Raw genomic sequence first — 18,057 nt, 5'->3', positions numbered from 1 at the left:
TAGAAGTGGATATTAAAAAATGTAAAAGGTATTGAATGAGATCAATATATCCTCTTTCAATACCTTTTACATTTTTTGATTATATTATTTTAAAGTTTTAATTTTCTATTATTATAAGATCTTTTGGGAATTTAGTAAGTATCTCAATTCCATCGTCCTTAATTAACACAGAGTCTTCAATTCTAACTCCGCCCCAACCAGGTATGTAAAGCCCAGGTTCCATAGTTATAACGCATCCAGATTCAAGAATTTTAGAACCGTAATTACCTATAAATGGCTCTTCATGTAAATTTCTACCAACCCCATGACCTATTCCGTTGTAGTAGAACTCTTCATATTTTTTTATAACTTTTCTTATAGCTGTATCAGGCTCTGTTGCATGAGCTCCATTTTTCATATGATCAAGCCCTACTTGTTGAGCTTCTTTAACTAGATTGTAAACTTCTATTTGTTTATCATTTGGTTTGCCGACTACAAAAGTTCTAGTCATATCAGAGATATATCCATTATACATAGCACCGAAGTCTATAGTTACAAAGTCTCCTTCTTCAACTATTTTGTTATCTGGTTTACCATGTGGTAAAGAAGTCTTAACTCCTGATATAAGTATAGTTTCAAATCCTATGGCATGAGCGCCATTTATTTTTAGGTAGAACTCAAGGTGAGCACATAGTTCTCTTTCTGATACTCCAGCTTTAATATGTGGAACCAGTTGCTCTAAAGCTTTATCTGCTATTTCGCAAGCTTTTCTCAAGTTTAAGATTTCTTCTTCGTCTTTCACATATCTCAACGACTCAACTATTCCCTGAGTTGGAGCCAATTCTATTCCCTCTTTTTCTAGTAATGTATGTAGAGAATTGTATTTATTAAATGATAAAGTGACTTCCTCAAATCCTAAATTTTTTACACCATTTTCAGTACATATATGTTTAACTGCTTTTGTAACATCTCTGTCGAATAAATGCCAATTGACTATTTCAAATCCAGGGCAAGTCTTTTCTGCTAGCTCAGTAAATCTACCATCTGTTATTAAAAAATTTCCATTTTTACAAATTAGCACATTTGCAGCCTCGTCAGTAAATCCGCTGATGTAGTTTACATTTTGTTCATTCGTAAGGTATATTGCGTCTAAGTTTTTAGATTCTAGTAATTCTAATACTTTTGTTACTCTGATCATATTAATTACCTCCAATTAATTATTGTGATATTTCCTCAAGTTTTCTATTAAGCGCGAATAGAAGTAATCCAACTGCTAACAGACATGTAGGAATAATGATAAAAACTTGTAACATTCCAAGTTTATCTATAACAAGTTGTACGTACCCAGAAAGTTTATTTGCAACAAACATGCTTGCAAACCAGACGCCCATAAGTAGGGAAGAGTATTTTACTGGTGCAAGTTTATTTACCATTCCATACCCAACAGGGGAAAAGCACATTTCACCAATACTTTGGAATGTGATAAACATTATTATCCAAAAAACGTTTGCCTTGGTAGTTGTATTAACATCTGCGCCACTTTGCATAACAGCACCTATTATAAAGATGAAAGCAGAAGCTAGAAATATAAATCCTAAGCTCATCTTTGTAGAAATGTTCAAATCGCCTCTTTTAGAGTTAGCCATCTTTAACCAAATAGCTGCCATTATAGGTCCAAGTATTACACACAAAAGCCCGTTGTATGAGTCTATCCATGATGTAGGTATTTGGAAGTTTCCTACATTTAAGTTTACACTATTTTGAGTGTAAAGTGCAATAGACATAGATGCTTGATTGTACGCCATCCAGAAGAAAATTGTAAAAAATGCCAATATTAATATTACATACATTCTCTTTTTTTCTTTATTAGTAAGAGGTGTTTTTGCTAAATCTTTTTTTAATTTGAGCGATTTGCTTGTATCGACTGACTTTTCAATAGACTTTAAAAATTTCTTTTGACCAAATAAAAAGAAAAGGAATCCTAAAAAAGATATGATTGAAACAGTCAGAAATACATATTTATATCCATATACAAGTATTTCTCCACCATTTTTTTGAGCAAGCCACTCGTTAGCAATTAGCCCACATAAAAAAGGTCCAAATAAAACTCCGATGTTAGTAAAAGTATAAGTAATAGAGAATGCTCCATCTTTCCTAGGATCATTGTTATCATAAAGTTGCCCAACTAAAGTCTGAAGGTTTCCCTTGTAAAATCCAGCGCCTATAACAACTAAGGTTATCATCATATATATGCTAGTTTTACTTGTAGATATAAACCCTACAAAGTATCCAATTGCAACAATTAGTACACCTAAAGCTACTGAATTTTTAGCTCCTAGCCATCTGTCGCTAATCCAACCTCCAACTACAGGTGATAAATATGCCCATGCCATAAAAGATGCAAGCATAGAAGATGCTTCAGCGGCACTCAGCCCCAGGCCGCCTCTTGTAACTTGTTCTGCTAAGAATAATACTAAGACGAGTTTCATTCCATAATAAGAAAAATTCACTACACTGAAAATAGAGCCGCAGAAATATAATCCACTAGGATGTTTTAGTTTCTCTGTAGCATTTAACTGAGACATAATAATACCTCCGAAATAATATTGTATACATGTTTGTAATGGCAATTATAGCTGAATATATGGAGCTTGTAAATATATTATACAAAAATAGTAAGTTTAAAATTTTATCTATAATATAATGAAAAACAAGTGTTAAACTTTCGACGAAAAACAAGTAATTATTTAAAAATGAAAATATTTTTAGATAATAAAATGGTAAGCTTATTAAAATAATATATATAATAATACAAATAATTAATTAAGAGAATAAAAAAACAGCTTTGAAGTGTTAAAGAATTACTTCAAAGCTGTTTTTATTAAAATCAATAATTCCCTCATCTCTCATTTTTCCAAGCTCTCTTGAAAGTGAACTTCTATCGACACACAGAAAATCTGCCATTTCATTTCTAGTAAATGGTATTTTAAATTTGTGGCTGTTATTTAGATCAATCTGTTTATAAAAGTACTCCATAAGTTTTTCTCTTGTACTTCTTTTAGATAGTATCTCAATCTTATCGTGAAGTTGTATATTTTTAGAAGCAATTAACTTTAACATATTTTCAATTAATCTAGAATTAAACTTGCATGATGATGAACAGGTATTTATAACTTTTTCGAATTCTACAAATAGAACTTCACAATTTGTCTGGGTTGTAACTGATATTGAACTTAAAGCTCCAGAGCAAGCAAATACCTCAGCAAATAAGTCACCTGCTTTCAGTTCAGAGATAATATTTCTGTTGCCGTCAATATCTTCTTTTATTATATTTGCGCTTCCAGATAAGATTATGCCAACAGAGGATATTCTATCACCCACTGAGATTACGATGCTATCTTTTTCGTAGTTTTGTTTGTTAGCACCTAGGCAGTTTAGCATTTCAATTAGATCATTATCATTTAAACCTGTGAATAAAGATACAGTTTTTAGCGTTTCTAAATATTTTTTTATAAAATCACATCCTTGTTGCATATGCAACCGAAATTTTAGTTTCATTGTACTATAATATAAACATAAATACAAGTTAGTACAGTTAAAAGTTAAATATAATATGACAACTATAAAAGGAGATTAAATTATGATTAGAACAATTATAAAAATAGATAAAGAAAAATGTAATGGATGTGGACTATGTATTGATGCTTGTCATGAAAATGCAATGGCAATAGTAGATGGAAAAGCAACACTTTTAAGAGATGACTACTGTGATGGCTTAGGTCACTGTATGCCTGCGTGTCCAATGGATGCTCTTGCATTTGAAGAGAGAGAAGCTCTTCCTTATGATGAAGAAGCAGTTTTAGCAAATGTTAAAGCTAAAGAAGACGTTAAAAAACAAGAAACATTAGGATGCGGATGTCCTGGATCTATGGCGAAAAGTATAGAAAGGACAAGTCAAGATAGCTCACTTAAAAGTGAGAGTAATTTTGATAATGTAATGGAAAATATAGAAGTTAAGTCAAATTTAAATCAATGGCCTGTACAAATAAAGTTAGTTCCAGTAAATGCACCATATTTTGATGGAGCGAATTTATTAGTAGCTGCAGATTGCACAGCCTATTCTTATGGAAACTTCCACAATAAATTTATGAAAAATAAGGTTACTTTAATAGGTTGTCCTAAATTGGATGAAGTGGACTATGCAGATAAGCTTACAGAAATATTAAAATCAAACGATATAAACAGCATAGTGGTTACTCGTATGGAAGTTCCTTGTTGTAGTGGTATTACAAATGCAGTTAAAAAGGCATTAGAAAACAGTGGAAAAGTTATTCCGTGGAAAGTAGTTACAATATCTACTGATGGAAAAATAATAGATGAATTATAATCTAGATTTATCTGTAATAAGATTCAAATAAAATAAAACAGAGGACAAAAAAGGCTACATTTAAGTTGTTTATTTACAATTTATATGTAGCCTTTTTTTATAAATTAGTGGATGTGGAAAAAGCATTGTGCGTTCAGATAGAATTATTTCTTTGTGTAAGAAATTTGTGAGATGAATATAGTTGTATATTTTATAAATATAAAAAATATACATATTATGAGCTAAACTTTTATACTGTATGGGAGGATTTTATGGATACTTCAAACTTTAATATATTGACTTTTGACGGTGGTGGAATTAGAGGATCTCTTAGCATCGATATCTTTTCTAGGATAGTGGATAGAAGAGAGGATGTACTTAGAAATACAGATTTTATAGGTGGAACTTCTACAGGAAGTCTGATTGCTCTTGGACTGGCGTACGGGGTTAGCCCGAGGGAAATTAAAGAACTCTATTCTTTTGAAAATTCTAAGTTTATTTTCGGAGACAAACACTCTGAGATGCTTAGGCCAAAGTATGACAATAACAATTTAAGGGAAGTTTTATTAAAAATATTTCCAGAGGATTTGAGGCTTAAAGACTTAGAAAAGATGGTACTAATACCTTCTTTGTATATAGGGGATAGGAATGAACCTTGGAGGCCGATTTTTTACAACAATATGCCCAATTCTTTGACATCTGAGTATAATGTTATTGATGTAGCACTTGAAAGCAGTGCTGCACCAGTATTTTTTCCGGCACACAATCGCCATATAGATGGGGGAATAATTGCAGCAGATCCTAGTTTGGCGTGTATTGTATACGCTTTGGATTCAAGTTTAGGTATAGGACTTGATGATATAAGACTACTGTCTATGGGAACAGGGTTTGAGAATAATTATATATCAGATGATACTACGACATGGGGAGCTATAGATTGGATGGTCAATAAGAATCCTAATTTTCCTATTCTGTCTATTACGTTGTCGGGAAATTCATTAGTAAGCCAGTACTTTTCACAGAAACTATTAAAGGATAATTATTATAGATTAGATCCGAAGCTTGGGAGAGGTGTATCTATGGATGATTATGATTCATTGCCTTATTTGGATTCGCTGGGGCAAAATTATAACTTGGAACATGTGTTGAATTGGATTGGGATGAAATGGTTAATTTAAACTAGGTGTAATAAATGAAACGTAATTTGTCAAAAACTAACAACACCGACTACCACAGCTTAAGGTAAAGGCTGTAACTATAGTCGGTGTTGTTAGTTTTTGACATCTCCCATTTCTTTTATTACACCTAGTTTTAAGTTTAAAAATTCTCAATGTCTTAAGGGGTATTTATTTTGTCGTATTTGAAAAGGCTATACTTCTTTTTTACGTATAAAAATAATCTATTATTTATAGGTATTATTGTGTGATATTATATGCTTGAATGTAGAAAAAAATGGAAATTGTGTAATTATTGATAGTTACATAGCTCGCTTGAAGTCTGTAAATTTCTATATTCAAGTAAAATATGAACTTATGTTTAAATAGGAGGGTATATGAGATTAAAAAAAAGAATTTTAACACTCGGTTTAGTAGGTGCAATGCTCGTTACATCAGGATGTTCTTCAAAAAATGAAGGACAAGGGGGTTCATCAAATGGAAAGACTCCATCTTCAGTAACTTTTGTGGCTGGTGGTGACGCTATGAACTTCAACCCACTTTACGCCAATGATAGGGTATCAATGACTGTTATGAATGCAGTATTTAATCCTCTTTACGTTATAAATGATAGCGGTGAAAAGGATTTTTATTTGGCAGATAGTATAAAGGCTTCTGATGATTTTCTTACATATACTGTTAAGTTGAAGGATAATTTAAAATGGCACGATGGGAAAGCGCTAACAGCCGAAGATATAGTGTTTACAGTTGAAACTATCTGTGATAAAAATCAAAATTCACTTTATACAGATTCGTTTACAATTGATGGAAAATCAATACAAGCTAAAAAAGTCGATGATGCTACTGTAGAGTTTATATTGCCAGATGTATCTTCTGCTATTGAAAGTGTAATTGGAGATATTAGACCTATACCAAAACATATTTATGAAGGTGAAAAAGATATATCTAAAAGTGAGAAAAATATGAATCCTATTGGAAATGGATCGTATAAGTTTAAGGAGTATAAATCTGGTGAACTTATAACTCTAGAAAGATTTGATGATTTTTATGGAAAAAAGGCAAATTTAGATACTGTGAACTATAGAATAATAGCTGATTCTAATTCTGCAAATGTAGCTCTACAAAATGGAGAGGTAAATGCTAAATACGTAGATCCTGATCAAGTTGAGGAAGTGAAATCCAAGGGAAATGTAAATATAGTTACATACGATGAGGGAATGGTTGATAACTTAATATTTATGCAGCAGTCAAATGAAGCACTTAAGAAAAAGGAAGTTAGACAAGCAATTGCATATGGATTAAATAAGGAAGAGCTAATAAAAGCTACGTATAAGTCGGAAGAATATGCAGATAAAGCATACTCTTTATTTGCTCCAAACGCTATGTGTTACAGCGACAATGTAGAAAAATACAATCAAGATAAGGAAAAGGCTAAGAGATTACTTAAAAATGCAGGAGTAGAAAATCTAAAGTTAAGACTTGCATTTAGTACACATAAGAGTTCTCAAGAGTCCACTGCTTTAGTAGTACAAAGTAATTTGAAAGAAATCGGCATAGATGTAGAATTAAAACCTATGGAAAAGAGTTCTTATTACTCAAAAATATATGAGCCTTCTACAGCGGATTTTGATTTAGCTATAAATGGATATGTAATGGGAAAAGAGCCAGCAGATTATTCATCACTATTTATTAAGGATGGAGAAAATAACCCTGCAGGATATGATAATCCGAATATCGATGAGAAGTTTGCAAGTGCTTTAAAAGAGATGGATGAAGTAAAGAGAAATGAAATTTATAAAGAGATTCAACAAATTGTTGTAGATGATATGGTTCTCTATCCAATTGCATATACAAAATCGATAGTTGCTTTAGATAAAAAATACGATGGTGCTAAGGAAGCAAATCCTGCTCCAATATATATGTTTAGAGATCTAAATGAATTAAAATTAAAATAAAGTAAAATATATTTTTTAAAATAAACTAAATTATTGATTTATGATTTTAAATATATTTTAAAAAATTTTATAGAACAAGTCTTATAAGTATGTTTTGTACCAAAAGATAATTTGGTTAAAATAAAGCAGTTTCAAGACTCTTAACTTATAATTATTTATTTTGCAAGAAATAATTATTGACTTTTACTATCAAATGATAATATAGATAAAGAACATCGATTATCATTTTGATAGTCAACGCAATATTATATAAAAATAAATTATTTTATTAAACCGAAGATGTTTAATAAGTTAGGGGTATTTTATGAAATTTACAAAACGAATTTTATCATTGGGTCTTGTCGGAGCAATGTTGGTTACCGCAGGATGCTCATCAAAAGGAGAAGTAAATGAATCAAAAGGAGAAAACTCGGCTCAAGCTCAATCTATAGTATTTGCAGCTGGGGGAGATGCTATAAACTTTAATCCGCTGTATGCCAATGATAGAGTATCGATAACAGTAATGAATTCAATGTTTAATCCATTGTATGTTATAGATGATAATGGTGAAAAAGTATTTTATTTAGCTGATAGTATTGAGGCTTCAGATGACTTCTTAACATATACTGTTAAACTTAAAAAGAATTTGAAGTGGCATGATGGAAAACCTCTAACCGTTGACGACATTATATTTACAATGGACAGTATACTAGATAAAAATCAAAACTCACTTAATACAGATTCTTTTATAATCGACGGGAAACCAGTAGAAATTAAGAAAATAGACGATACTACTATAGAATTTGTTTTGCCTGAAGTATCTTCTGCAATTGAAAGTGCTATTGGGAAGATAAGACCTATAGCAAAACATATTTATGAAGGTGAAAAAGATCTTTCAAAAAGCGAGAAAAACTCTAATCCAATAGGAAATGGTGCTTATAAATTTAAAGAGTACAAATCGGGAGAGCTTATAACTTTAGAAAAATTCGATGAGTACTACGGAAAAAAAGCAAATTTAGATACGGTAAACTATAGAATTATAGCTGATTCAAACTCAGCGAATGTAGCACTTCAAAATGGAGAGGTAAATGCTAAGTATGTAACTCCAGATGAAGTTGAAAATGTTAAGTCGAAGGACAATGTAGATATAATAACTTACGATGAAGGAATGGTAGACAATATAATATTTTTCCAACAAAGAAATGATAATTTGAAGAAAAAGGAAGTTAGACAGGCGATTGCATATGCTTTAAATAAAGAAGAGCTTATAAAAGCATCATATAAGTCTGAAAAATATGCAGATAAAGCATATTCACTGTTTTCACCTAATGTGATGGGCTACAGTGATGATGTGGAAAAATATGATCAAAACAAAGAAAAGGCAAAAGAGCTTCTTAAAAATGCAGGTATTAAGGATTTAAAACTTACAATAGCATTTGGAACTCATAAGAGCCAGTTAGAAACAACGGCTTTAGTAGTACAAAGCAATCTTAAAGAAATAGGAATAGATGTTGAATTAAAACCTATGGAAAAGAGCGCATATTTTGCAAAACTAAACAATCCATCTTCTATAGATTTTGATCTTGGATTAAATGGATATGTAATGGGAAATGAGCCTAATGATTACGCTCCATTATTTATATCAGGAAATTTGAGCAATTATGGAGGATATGAAAATAAAAATCTGGATGATAAATTTACAGCGGCTTTAAAAGAAACAGATAAAGCGAAAAGAGATGAAATCTATAAGGGAATTCAACAAACTTTAGCTGATGATATGGTACTTTATCCAATAGCGTATTCAAAATCAATAGTTGCGCTTGATAAAAAGTATGATGGGACAAATGAAGCGACTCCAGCTCCAATATACATGTTTAGAGATGTAAATGAACTTAAATTAAAATAGTAAACAGTCTAAAGATTGGGCGATTGGTTGTTTGTAGTGATGTATTAGGTTTGTATGTAATGTTTACATACGGTTAATACCATTATAAAATCGATCGCTCAATCACTTTTGTCAGCTAATTTTATAAGTGATTTTAGACATTAATAGAAATAACCAAAATATCAAAGATACAAAAATATCAAAATAGGAGGATAATATGAAGGATAAAATTATTAAAAGAGCTATAAGTATTATACCGATGCTTTTTTTTATATCTATACTGACTTTTACACTTATGCATTTAGCTCCAGGAGATCCACTTCAAGCATATATAACTCCTCAAATGAGTGCGGTAGATATAGAAAAAGTAAGACATAATATGGGACTTGATCAACCTATATTAGTTCAGTATTTTAAATGGTTGGTTAACGCTTTAAAGGGAGATTTAGGTTACTCTATGGTTACACATAGACCTGTAGTTTCTATGATAGCTGAGAGAATTCCAAACACATTGCTTATAACAGTCGGAGCTCTAATTATTTCTATAGTTATTGCAATTCCTCTAGGACTAATTTCAGGGTACAAAAAGAACTCACTTGTAGATAATGTTCTAAACATAATTTCATATGTAGGAATTTCTATACCAAGTTTTTGGCTTGCAATGATACTTATTTATACTTTTTCGGTAAAATTAAATTGGCTTCCGAGTATAGGAATGAGAACAGCAGGAGTAAATACTCTTACGGATTTGATAAAACACATGATAATGCCAACGATAGTTTTAGCATATTACAATTTATGTGTATTCACTAGATATATAAGATCAAGCACTATAAGTCAGCTTAGAGAAGACTATGTACTTACTCAAAGGGCGTATGGATCATCGACTGTGGAAGTTCTTTTTAATCATGTACTTAAAAATACATTGCTTCCAGTAATTACTATCATGGCAATGGCTTTACCACAACTTGTAACAGGTGCGTTTATAACTGAGACGATTTTTGGGTGGCCTGGTATGGGACAATTAGGAGTTAGCTCTATATTTGGATACGATTATCCTGTAGTAATGGGCATAACAATTATTTCATCCCTTATGCTTATAGTGGGAAATCTGATTGCAGATATACTTTATCAACTTGTAGATCCAAGAATTAAGCAGTAGGGGGTAGAAAAATGTTAGAGAGATTAAAAGACAATTTAAAAGGAAACAAATTGGCGATGATAGCCTTTATAGTAATTTTTGTGTTTTGTTTAGCTTCAATCCTTGCATTTCTAAGCCCGTTTGATCCAAATAAGATAAATATTACTGAGAGACTATTATCACCAAATAAGATTAATATTTTTGGTACAGATAATATGGGTAGAGATTATTTTACTAGAACACTGTACGGTGGAAGAGTATCACTTACTGTTGGATTCTTATCTATGCTTATTTCTACATCAGTTGGAACCCTTGTAGGAGCTGTGAGTGGATATTTCGGTGGAAGAGTAGATGCAATTATTACAAGATGCTTAGATGTACTAATGAGTATACCGACATTTTTCTTGATACTTGTTATAAATTCATTTTTCGGTTCGAGTATAAAAAATATAATACTAGTAATAGGTCTTTTAGGATGGATGAGCGTTGCAAGGGTAGTTAGATCTGAAACATTATCAATCAAGGAGAGGGAGTACGTTCTTTATGCTAAAAGTTTAGGGCAAAGACCAATGAAAATAATAACTAAACACATAATTCCAAGTATCCTTCCTACAGTAATAGTTGCAGCTAGTATAAATATAGCAAACTCTATACTTATGGAATCATCTTTGAGTTTCTTAGGTTTAGGAGTACAACAGCCTAATTCATCTTGGGGAAGTATGTTAAAAGACGCTCAGGCATTTTTAGCGGATGCTCCGCATTTGGCTATGTTTCCAGGACTGTTCATACTATTAACAGTTCTTAGCTTTAACCTGATAGGCGACACATTGAGATCCGTTTTTGAAGCTAAGGCTAATGAGAGATAGGTGATAAAATGAATAATAAAAAAGATAAAATATTAGATATAAAAAACTTAAAAACCTCTTTTAGCACTAAAAGGGGAGAAGTAGAAGCAGTTAGAGATGTAAGTTTTGATGTATATAAAAATGAGGTTGTAGGATTAGTTGGTGAAAGCGGAAGCGGAAAGAGCATAACTTCAAAATCTATTATGAGATTAATTGAAAATCCTGGATATATTAAATCTGGAGAAATTCTATTTAACAATGTAGACCTTATGGGTTTAAGTGAAAAACAGATGAGAAATATTAGAGGAAACGAGATATCAATGGTATTTCAGGATTCTATGACAGCTTTAAATCCGCTTATAAAAGTAGGGAAACAGATGACGGAGATAATAATTAGACATCAAAAAGTAGGAAAGATAGAAGCAAAAAATAAGGCTATAGAGATTTTAGGTATGGTAGGTATACCTGATCCTAAGATACGATTTGATAATTATCCTCATGAATTTAGCGGAGGTATGAGGCAAAGGGTATGTATTGCGATGGCAATAAGTTCATCTCCGAAGTTACTTATTGCGGATGAACCAACAACGGCTTTAGATGTGACCATACAAGCTCAGATTCTGAAGTTAATTAAAGAACTTAACAATAAAAATGAAAACTCTACACTTCTAATTACTCACGACTTGGGTGTGGTTTACAATACCTGTGATAGAGTGATAGTAATGTATGGCGGAATGGTAATGGAAAAGGGAACTGTAGAAGAAATATTTAAGCAAACCAAACATCCTTATACAATAGGTCTTCTGAAGTCAATCCCCAAGGGACGAGATTCTAAAAAAGAAAGGTTGTCTTCTATAGATGGAACTCCTCCAAGTCTGCTTAATCCTAGTAGCGGCTGTCCTTTTTATGAAAGATGTGATAGGAAAACAGAAATATGTAAGAATAAATTGCCAGATATAAAAAACTTGAGTGATACTCACAGTGTAATGTGTTGGCAAATAGATGGAGTTGAGTAATATGGATTTAGATAATAAAAATTTATTTGAAGTTAGAAACTTGAGAAAATACTTTACGCAGACTAGTGGGATAATAAAAAAAGAGATAAAAAGCGTTAAAGCAGTCGACGATGTAAGCTTTAATATTAAAAAGGGAGAAACTCTAGGATTGGTTGGAGAAAGTGGATGTGGTAAGTCAACATTGGGAAGAACTCTAATAAGACTTTACGATGTCACGGATGGTGAAATTATTTTTGATGGAGATAATATTTCAGGAAAAAGTGAAAAAGAGCTTAGAGATGCAAGGAAAAAAATTCAAACTATATTTCAGGATCCATATGCGTCTCTGAATCCAAATATGACTGTTAAAGAAATAGTAGAGGAGCCATTAGATCTTTATTTTGATATGAGTAAAAAAGAAAAGGACAGTGTTGTAAGTGAGATGCTTATTAAAGTTGGATTAAGTATAGAGCATGAAAACAGATATCCTCATGAATTTAGTGGAGGTCAGAGACAGCGTATTGGAATTGCAAGAGCATTAGCTGTTAAGCCTGAATTTATATTCTGTGATGAACCGATCTCGGCTTTAGATGTCTCAATTCAAGCTCAAATAATAAACCTACTTGAAGATTTGCAAGAAGAGTTTGGGATAACTTATCTATTTATAGCACATGATCTGTCTATGGTAAGACATATTAGCGATAGAGTTTGTGTTATGTATTTAGGAAAGATTGTAGAAATAGGCAATAGTAAAGATATATACGAAAATCCAAAACATCCGTATACACAGGCACTGCTTAGTAGTATACAGACTATTGATAAAGATTCAGAAGAAGAAATATTAGAAGGAGATTTACCAAGTCCTTTAAATCCCCCAAGTGGTTGTAGATTTAGAACCAGATGTAAGTACGCAACTGAGAAATGCAAAATTAAAGAGCCAGATGAAAGTTCCTTTGGAGAAGAGCACTTGGTTTATTGTCATAGATATTAGATTTTAGTTTATAACTATATCTTATAAAAAGTTTGTTCTACACAATCGTTTCAATTCTGCAGAACAAAACTTTTTTTCGTGGAATAAAAGTTAAAATTTGTAGGGGGTAATTTGGTAAGAGATAATAGGGGTACATCGTACAGTGGAGCTACTGCTAGTATAGCATTGGGGCGAGACGCAGACAGACGAAGGATTGATCGACTTTGCTAATTTTGACTGTCCTCTAGTAAATGCTAAAGATATAATTGAGGCTTCACTTAAAGGTTTGACTATAGAGAAGAATATGAAAAAACAGTATTTGTGTTTATTGATAAAGCTACTAAATAAATCTAAAAGATTAAACTAAGAGATTGTAGGGAATATATATAATAAACAGATAGATTGGAGTGGTGAACTATGAAAAAACTTGCGACTTTTGCTGGAGGTTGTTTTTGGTGCATGGTAAAGCCGTTTGATAAATACGAAGGTGTATATAAAGTTGTCTCAGGATATACGGGAGGGCTAGTAGAAAATCCTACATATGAAGAGGTTTGTGGAGGAAATACAGGTCATTTTGAAGCAGTTCAAATAACTTACGACGACGAGATTATGGATTATAGAGATATTTTAAATATATACTGGAAACAGATTGATCCAACAGATGATGGAGGTCAATTTTTTGACAGAGGTTCTCAGTATAGAACAGCCATATTCTATCAAGATGAAGATCAACAAGAGATGGCTTTGAAATCTAGAAAAGAAATAGCAACTAGTGGGGTTTTTGATAAAGAAATAGTTACTCAAATACTGCCTCTTGGAGAGTTTTATGAAGCTGAGGAGAATCATCAAGACTACTATAAAAAACAACCGGAACACTATAAAATGCAATTTAAGAATTCGGGAAGATATAATTTTATTAAGAGTTACTGGGATGGAAATAATGTAAATAGAGAAGAGCTTAGAAAATCTCTTACACTATTGCAATTCGAAGTAACTCAAAACGATATGACTGAAGTTCCTTTTGAAAATGAGTACTACAATAACGAAAGAAAAGGTATCTATGTAGATATAGTAAGCGGCGAAGTGCTATTTTCATCAAAAGATAAATTTGATGCAGGATGTGGGTGGCCTAGTTTTTCAAGACCTGTAGAGGATAGTAGTTTAATAGAGAAGGCTGATTTTTCTCAAGGAATGTGCAGAACTGAGGTTAGGAGTATAAAGGCTAATTCTCACCTTGGGCACGTATTTGATGATGGTCCAAAAGAACTTGGAGGTCTGAGATATTGTATAAACTCTGCATCTCTTAGATTTATTGCCAAGGACGATATGGATACAGAAGGTTATGGAGAATATATAAAATTATTAGATTAATTTAAATATACATTGAGATAAATATTAAATAGTATACAATTTTTTTGCTATTTGGTAGAATATATTAAAACTGTATTTAAGTTTTAATTCTCAATGTTATAATTGGTTTGTAAATTAAATAAATCAGTATATAAAAGAGAAGCATATGCTTCTCTTTTTAATTGTATATTGTATAGAGAACGGAGTGGTGTTTTGGTTACACAAAAATTGTACTACGAAGATCAGTATCAAAAAAGTTTTACTGCTGAAATTTTAGACATAAAAGAAGTAGATGGGAAGTTTCATGTGCTATTAGATAAAACTGCATTTTTCCCAGGTGGTGGAGGGCAGTTTGGAGATACTGGAAAAATAGAAAAACACATAGTGTTAGATGTATACGATGTTGAGGGGAAAATCTATCATGTTGTTGAGGAAAAACCGATAAAGCTACACAAAGTTAAGTGCAGTATAGATTGGGACAAAAGAGAAGATGGAATGCAGCAACATTTTGGACAACATGTTTTGTCTGGATCATTTTATAAGCTTTTAAATGCAAATACAGTGAGCTTTCACTTAGGAAGTGATATGAGCACAGTAGATATTGAAGGATATTTAAATGAAGAAGATATTAGAAAGGTTGAATCTTTTGCGAATGAAAAGATAAAAGAGAATCTAAAAGTAAATTTTTAACTCCTTCTAGAAAAGAACTTAAAAAAATGTGGCTGAGAAGAGATCTTCCAAATACTGAAGAGAAAATACGTGTGGTTGAGATTGAAGATTTAGATATAAATGCGTGTTGTGGAGTCCACCCAAGTAGCACAGGAGACCTTAGGGTTATTAAGATAAAAAGATTTGAAAAGCATAAAAAAGCTACTCGAGTTGAATTTTTAGCTGGTAAAAGAGCAGTAGATTATATGTTATATAGAGATAGTTATCTTACTAGGATATGCAACTATTTAAGTTGCAGCGAAGAAGATGCACTAAATGGGATAGCTAACTTAAATAGAAAATTAGATGAAACAGTTTCTAAAAATAAAAAACTGGAGGATGTTGTATCTGATTATGAATTAAGGGATATGATTGATTCATCTAAAAAGATAGGAAGTATTTCGGTAGTCACGAAATCGTATAAAGATGGGGATTTAAAGTATATAAGCAAGATAGCAAATAAGGTTGCAGATCATAAAAATAGTATAGCCTTATTTGCAGTTGAATTTGATGATAAGGCAAATTTAGTATTTACATGTTCAGAAGATATTAAAGATAGAGTTCATATAGGAAATTTACTAAAAGATGCCATAACCCTTATAGATGGCAATGGAGGAGGCAGTAACACATTTGCCCAAGGTGGGGGAAGAAATAATGGGAATGTGGGGTCTGCATTAGATTATGCCTATATGAAGATAGAAAAACTTTTTTAAGATAGCAAAAAACTCTTACTAACTAGTACAAAAATAAAAACAGCTATTATTCAAAATTATTTATAATATAGTTTGATATAGTTTTAGGAGAGATTTATATGGAATTAGTGAGTAGGTATATTTTATACTTTTTCTTATACTCATTCTTGGGATGGTTGTGTGAAAGTATATACTGTTCTGTTGGAAACAAAAAAGTTATAAACAGGGGATTTCTAAATGGACCAATATGTCCAATATATGGATTCGGAGCTATGCTCGTAATTTTTTTAATAGAAGGATTTAGAGATAATATCTTTCTTCTGTTTTTATTTGGGATGCTTATAACATCAATGCTTGAATACATCTCAGGATATTTACTAGAGACTCTATTTAATACAAAATGGTGGGATTATTCAAATAGAAAGTTCAATATCAAGGGAAGAGTGTGTTTAAAAAACGCAATTTATTTTGGTATTATGTCAGTAGTCTTAATTAAAGTTATACATCCATTTATAACAGATATAGTGAATGATTTTTCGCCAGAAGCCACTATCGTAATATCTGTATTAGCGATACTTACAACTTCATTAGATATGCTAGTTACTCTGAGAACTATGAATAAGTTAATTATAAAGCTACAATGGCTTGATGAGGTTATTGAAGATTTAAGTAAGATAAATATCAAACTTGAGAGATTTGACGAAGAAGAAATTAGAAAAGCAATTTCAGAAATTAAAAATAGAGAAGGTCATATTCAGATTAAGTTTAGAGAAGTATACAGAAAGATCGAAGATGTTAGAAATCAATCAATGTTTCAGAGAAGACTTATGAGAGCATTTCCAAATATGCAGAGCAAGAGAAGAAGAGAGCAGTTGAATTACTATAGACAGCTTGCCGTTGAAAAGAAGAAAAAATAGACGAAAATATAAAAAATAGATTAAATAAATTTAATTAAATCCTATGTATTGAGAAGTTTGGTATTTTGGAGTTATAGATATTTTTAATTTAAATGCAAATAAATAGAGGTTTCTCTCTATTATTCAAGAGAAGCCTCTATTTTGTTTATTATAAATTTTTCGGTTTTCAGCTTTCGGTATCCGAAGTTCCATATAAGTATAATATCTAATCCATAAAACCTAAACTTATTCCGATTCCATTTCCTTCAGTGATATAGTTTCAAAATTACATTTTGTAGAGTGATAAGTTAGTTTAATGATATCATTAAGAAAAAAATAATTCTTGATGACAAGTGCTTTGTAAGTTATTATAAATTTAGAAAAAGCAATTAAAATAAGGCTACCGAATTTGATATATCGATAGCCAAAACAATTTTAAAAATTAATATTTTGTGTTAAATTACGGTGTAATACATCATCAGACTGAAATATCTATTGGAGCATATTTGAAGTCATTTAAAACGCTAGAAAAAAGGGTGCTTTCGGCATATGGGTTAGTCTCTTGAACAATTTCAAAGACAACAAGAGCGATAAGTAGTACAAGAAGTACTAAATAAAAAATCTTAACATAGATATTACTGTTAGATCTACTAGCTCTATTTCTATTGAAATTATTTTTAAATTCATTTATTGAAGAAAAGTTTATATAGCTGTCTTTGCTATTCTGCTTATTCTTTTTAACTTTTTTCTTTTTTTTGAGATCATCTCTTTTTCCGTTTTTAGGAAAAGGTATAACCTTAGGAGAATCACCTATTATAAGTTTTTTATCAGAAACACTATTATTAGTTGAATCATCATCTTTTTTTCTAAAAGCAATCGTATTATTGGCATTATTATTTTTCAAGATAATTTTACCTCCCCTGAATACTCCTTTTTAATAATATTACTACGAAGAAGAAAAATATACAATAAAATATGATCAAATTTATCAACTATAAACGATATAGCTGTAAAAGCAATACAAGTGTGAAGTAATACAGATAAAAGATAATATGTGATTGCGTTGTATTTACTTAATATTTAGAAAATTTAAAAAATACCATTGACAATATATAATATAA

General features: G+C 31.3%; 16 protein-coding genes. 12 read left to right on the top strand and 4 right to left on the bottom strand.

From position 1 onward, the window contains the following. Window positions 1-97: 97 nt before the first annotated feature. The 3 genes from T473_RS0105885 to T473_RS0105875 all read right to left on the bottom strand — a co-directional run bounded on the left by T473_RS0105885 (window position 98) and on the right by T473_RS0105875 (window position 3,513). A complete protein-coding gene (locus T473_RS0105885) occupies window positions 98-1,177 on the bottom strand; it encodes a M24 family metallopeptidase (protein ID WP_024621066.1) in 1,080 nt (359 codons plus the stop codon). Window positions 1,178-1,196: 19 nt separating this feature from the next. Next, window positions 1,197-2,564: a peptide MFS transporter gene (locus T473_RS0105880; RefSeq protein ID WP_024621065.1), complete on the bottom strand. Its 1,368-nt coding sequence runs from the start codon at window positions 2,562-2,564 to the stop codon at window positions 1,197-1,199. A 268-nt stretch (window positions 2,565-2,832) separates the two neighbouring features. Next, complete coding sequence (locus T473_RS0105875; RefSeq protein WP_029791561.1) at window positions 2,833-3,513, bottom strand: Crp/Fnr family transcriptional regulator; 681 nt, start codon at window positions 3,511-3,513, stop codon at window positions 2,833-2,835. Window positions 3,514-3,619: 106 nt separating this feature from the next. On the opposite strand from T473_RS0105875, the gene T473_RS0105870 reads away from it, so the two are divergent. From T473_RS0105870 to T473_RS0105820, 12 genes are all read left to right on the top strand, one after another. Continuing rightward, complete coding sequence (locus T473_RS0105870; RefSeq protein ID WP_024621064.1) at window positions 3,620-4,366, top strand: ATP-binding protein; 747 nt, start codon at window positions 3,620-3,622, stop codon at window positions 4,364-4,366. Window positions 4,367-4,617: 251 nt separating this feature from the next. After that, window positions 4,618-5,523, top strand: a complete 906-nt coding sequence (locus tag T473_RS0105865) for a patatin-like phospholipase family protein (RefSeq protein ID WP_024621063.1) — start codon at window positions 4,618-4,620, stop codon at window positions 5,521-5,523. A 374-nt stretch (window positions 5,524-5,897) separates the two neighbouring features. After that, a complete protein-coding gene (locus tag T473_RS0105860; protein ID WP_024621062.1) occupies window positions 5,898-7,475 on the top strand; it encodes an ABC transporter substrate-binding protein in 1,578 nt (525 codons plus the stop codon). Between the two features lie 304 nt (window positions 7,476-7,779). Beyond that, window positions 7,780-9,360: an ABC transporter substrate-binding protein gene (locus T473_RS0105855; protein WP_024621061.1), complete on the top strand. Its 1,581-nt coding sequence runs from the start codon at window positions 7,780-7,782 to the stop codon at window positions 9,358-9,360. Between the two features lie 196 nt (window positions 9,361-9,556). Next, entirely contained in the window at window positions 9,557-10,501 is a 945-nt protein-coding gene (locus T473_RS0105850) for an ABC transporter permease (RefSeq protein WP_024621060.1), read from the top strand. Between the two features lie 11 nt (window positions 10,502-10,512). Then, a complete protein-coding gene (locus T473_RS0105845) occupies window positions 10,513-11,346 on the top strand; it encodes an ABC transporter permease (protein WP_024621059.1) in 834 nt (277 codons plus the stop codon). Window positions 11,347-11,354: 8 nt separating this feature from the next. Beyond that, the gene (locus tag T473_RS0105840) at window positions 11,355-12,341 is read left to right on the top strand and encodes an ABC transporter ATP-binding protein (protein WP_024621058.1); all 987 of its coding nucleotides are present in this window, start codon (window positions 11,355-11,357) and stop codon (window positions 12,339-12,341) included. Between the two features lies 1 nt (window position 12,342). Next, the gene (locus T473_RS0105835; protein ID WP_024621057.1) at window positions 12,343-13,311 is read left to right on the top strand and encodes an ABC transporter ATP-binding protein; all 969 of its coding nucleotides are present in this window, start codon (window positions 12,343-12,345) and stop codon (window positions 13,309-13,311) included. A gap of 396 nt (window positions 13,312-13,707) precedes the next feature. Continuing rightward, window positions 13,708-14,661 (top strand): peptide-methionine (S)-S-oxide reductase MsrA, encoded by a 954-nt coding sequence (msrA, locus tag T473_RS0105830; RefSeq protein WP_024621056.1) that lies wholly within the window; start codon window positions 13,708-13,710, stop codon window positions 14,659-14,661. A 192-nt stretch (window positions 14,662-14,853) separates the two neighbouring features. After that, window positions 14,854-15,330, top strand: coding sequence for an alanine--tRNA ligase-related protein (locus T473_RS19670; RefSeq protein WP_330369391.1), 477 nt, complete (start codon window positions 14,854-14,856; stop codon window positions 15,328-15,330). 26 nt (window positions 15,331-15,356) lie between these two features. Then, complete coding sequence (locus tag T473_RS19665; protein WP_330369390.1) at window positions 15,357-16,061, top strand: DHHA1 domain-containing protein; 705 nt, start codon at window positions 15,357-15,359, stop codon at window positions 16,059-16,061. Between the two features lie 98 nt (window positions 16,062-16,159). Next, window positions 16,160-16,957: a putative ABC transporter permease gene (locus T473_RS0105820; RefSeq protein WP_024621055.1), complete on the top strand. Its 798-nt coding sequence runs from the start codon at window positions 16,160-16,162 to the stop codon at window positions 16,955-16,957. Window positions 16,958-17,414: 457 nt separating this feature from the next. On the opposite strand, the gene T473_RS0105815 is transcribed toward T473_RS0105820, so the two are convergent. Next, on the bottom strand, window positions 17,415-17,840 hold the full coding sequence (locus T473_RS0105815) for a hypothetical protein (RefSeq protein WP_024621054.1): 426 nt from the start codon (window positions 17,838-17,840) through the stop codon (window positions 17,415-17,417). Window positions 17,841-18,057 lie beyond the last annotated feature (217 nt).

The sequence above is a fragment of the Clostridioides mangenotii TR genome (assembly GCF_000498755.1).
Taxonomy (GTDB): Bacteria; Bacillota; Clostridia; order Peptostreptococcales; family Peptostreptococcaceae; genus Metaclostridioides; species Metaclostridioides mangenotii_A.
Note: the sequence above shows the minus strand (reverse complement) of the source record. Positions and strands in the feature narration are given on the sequence as shown.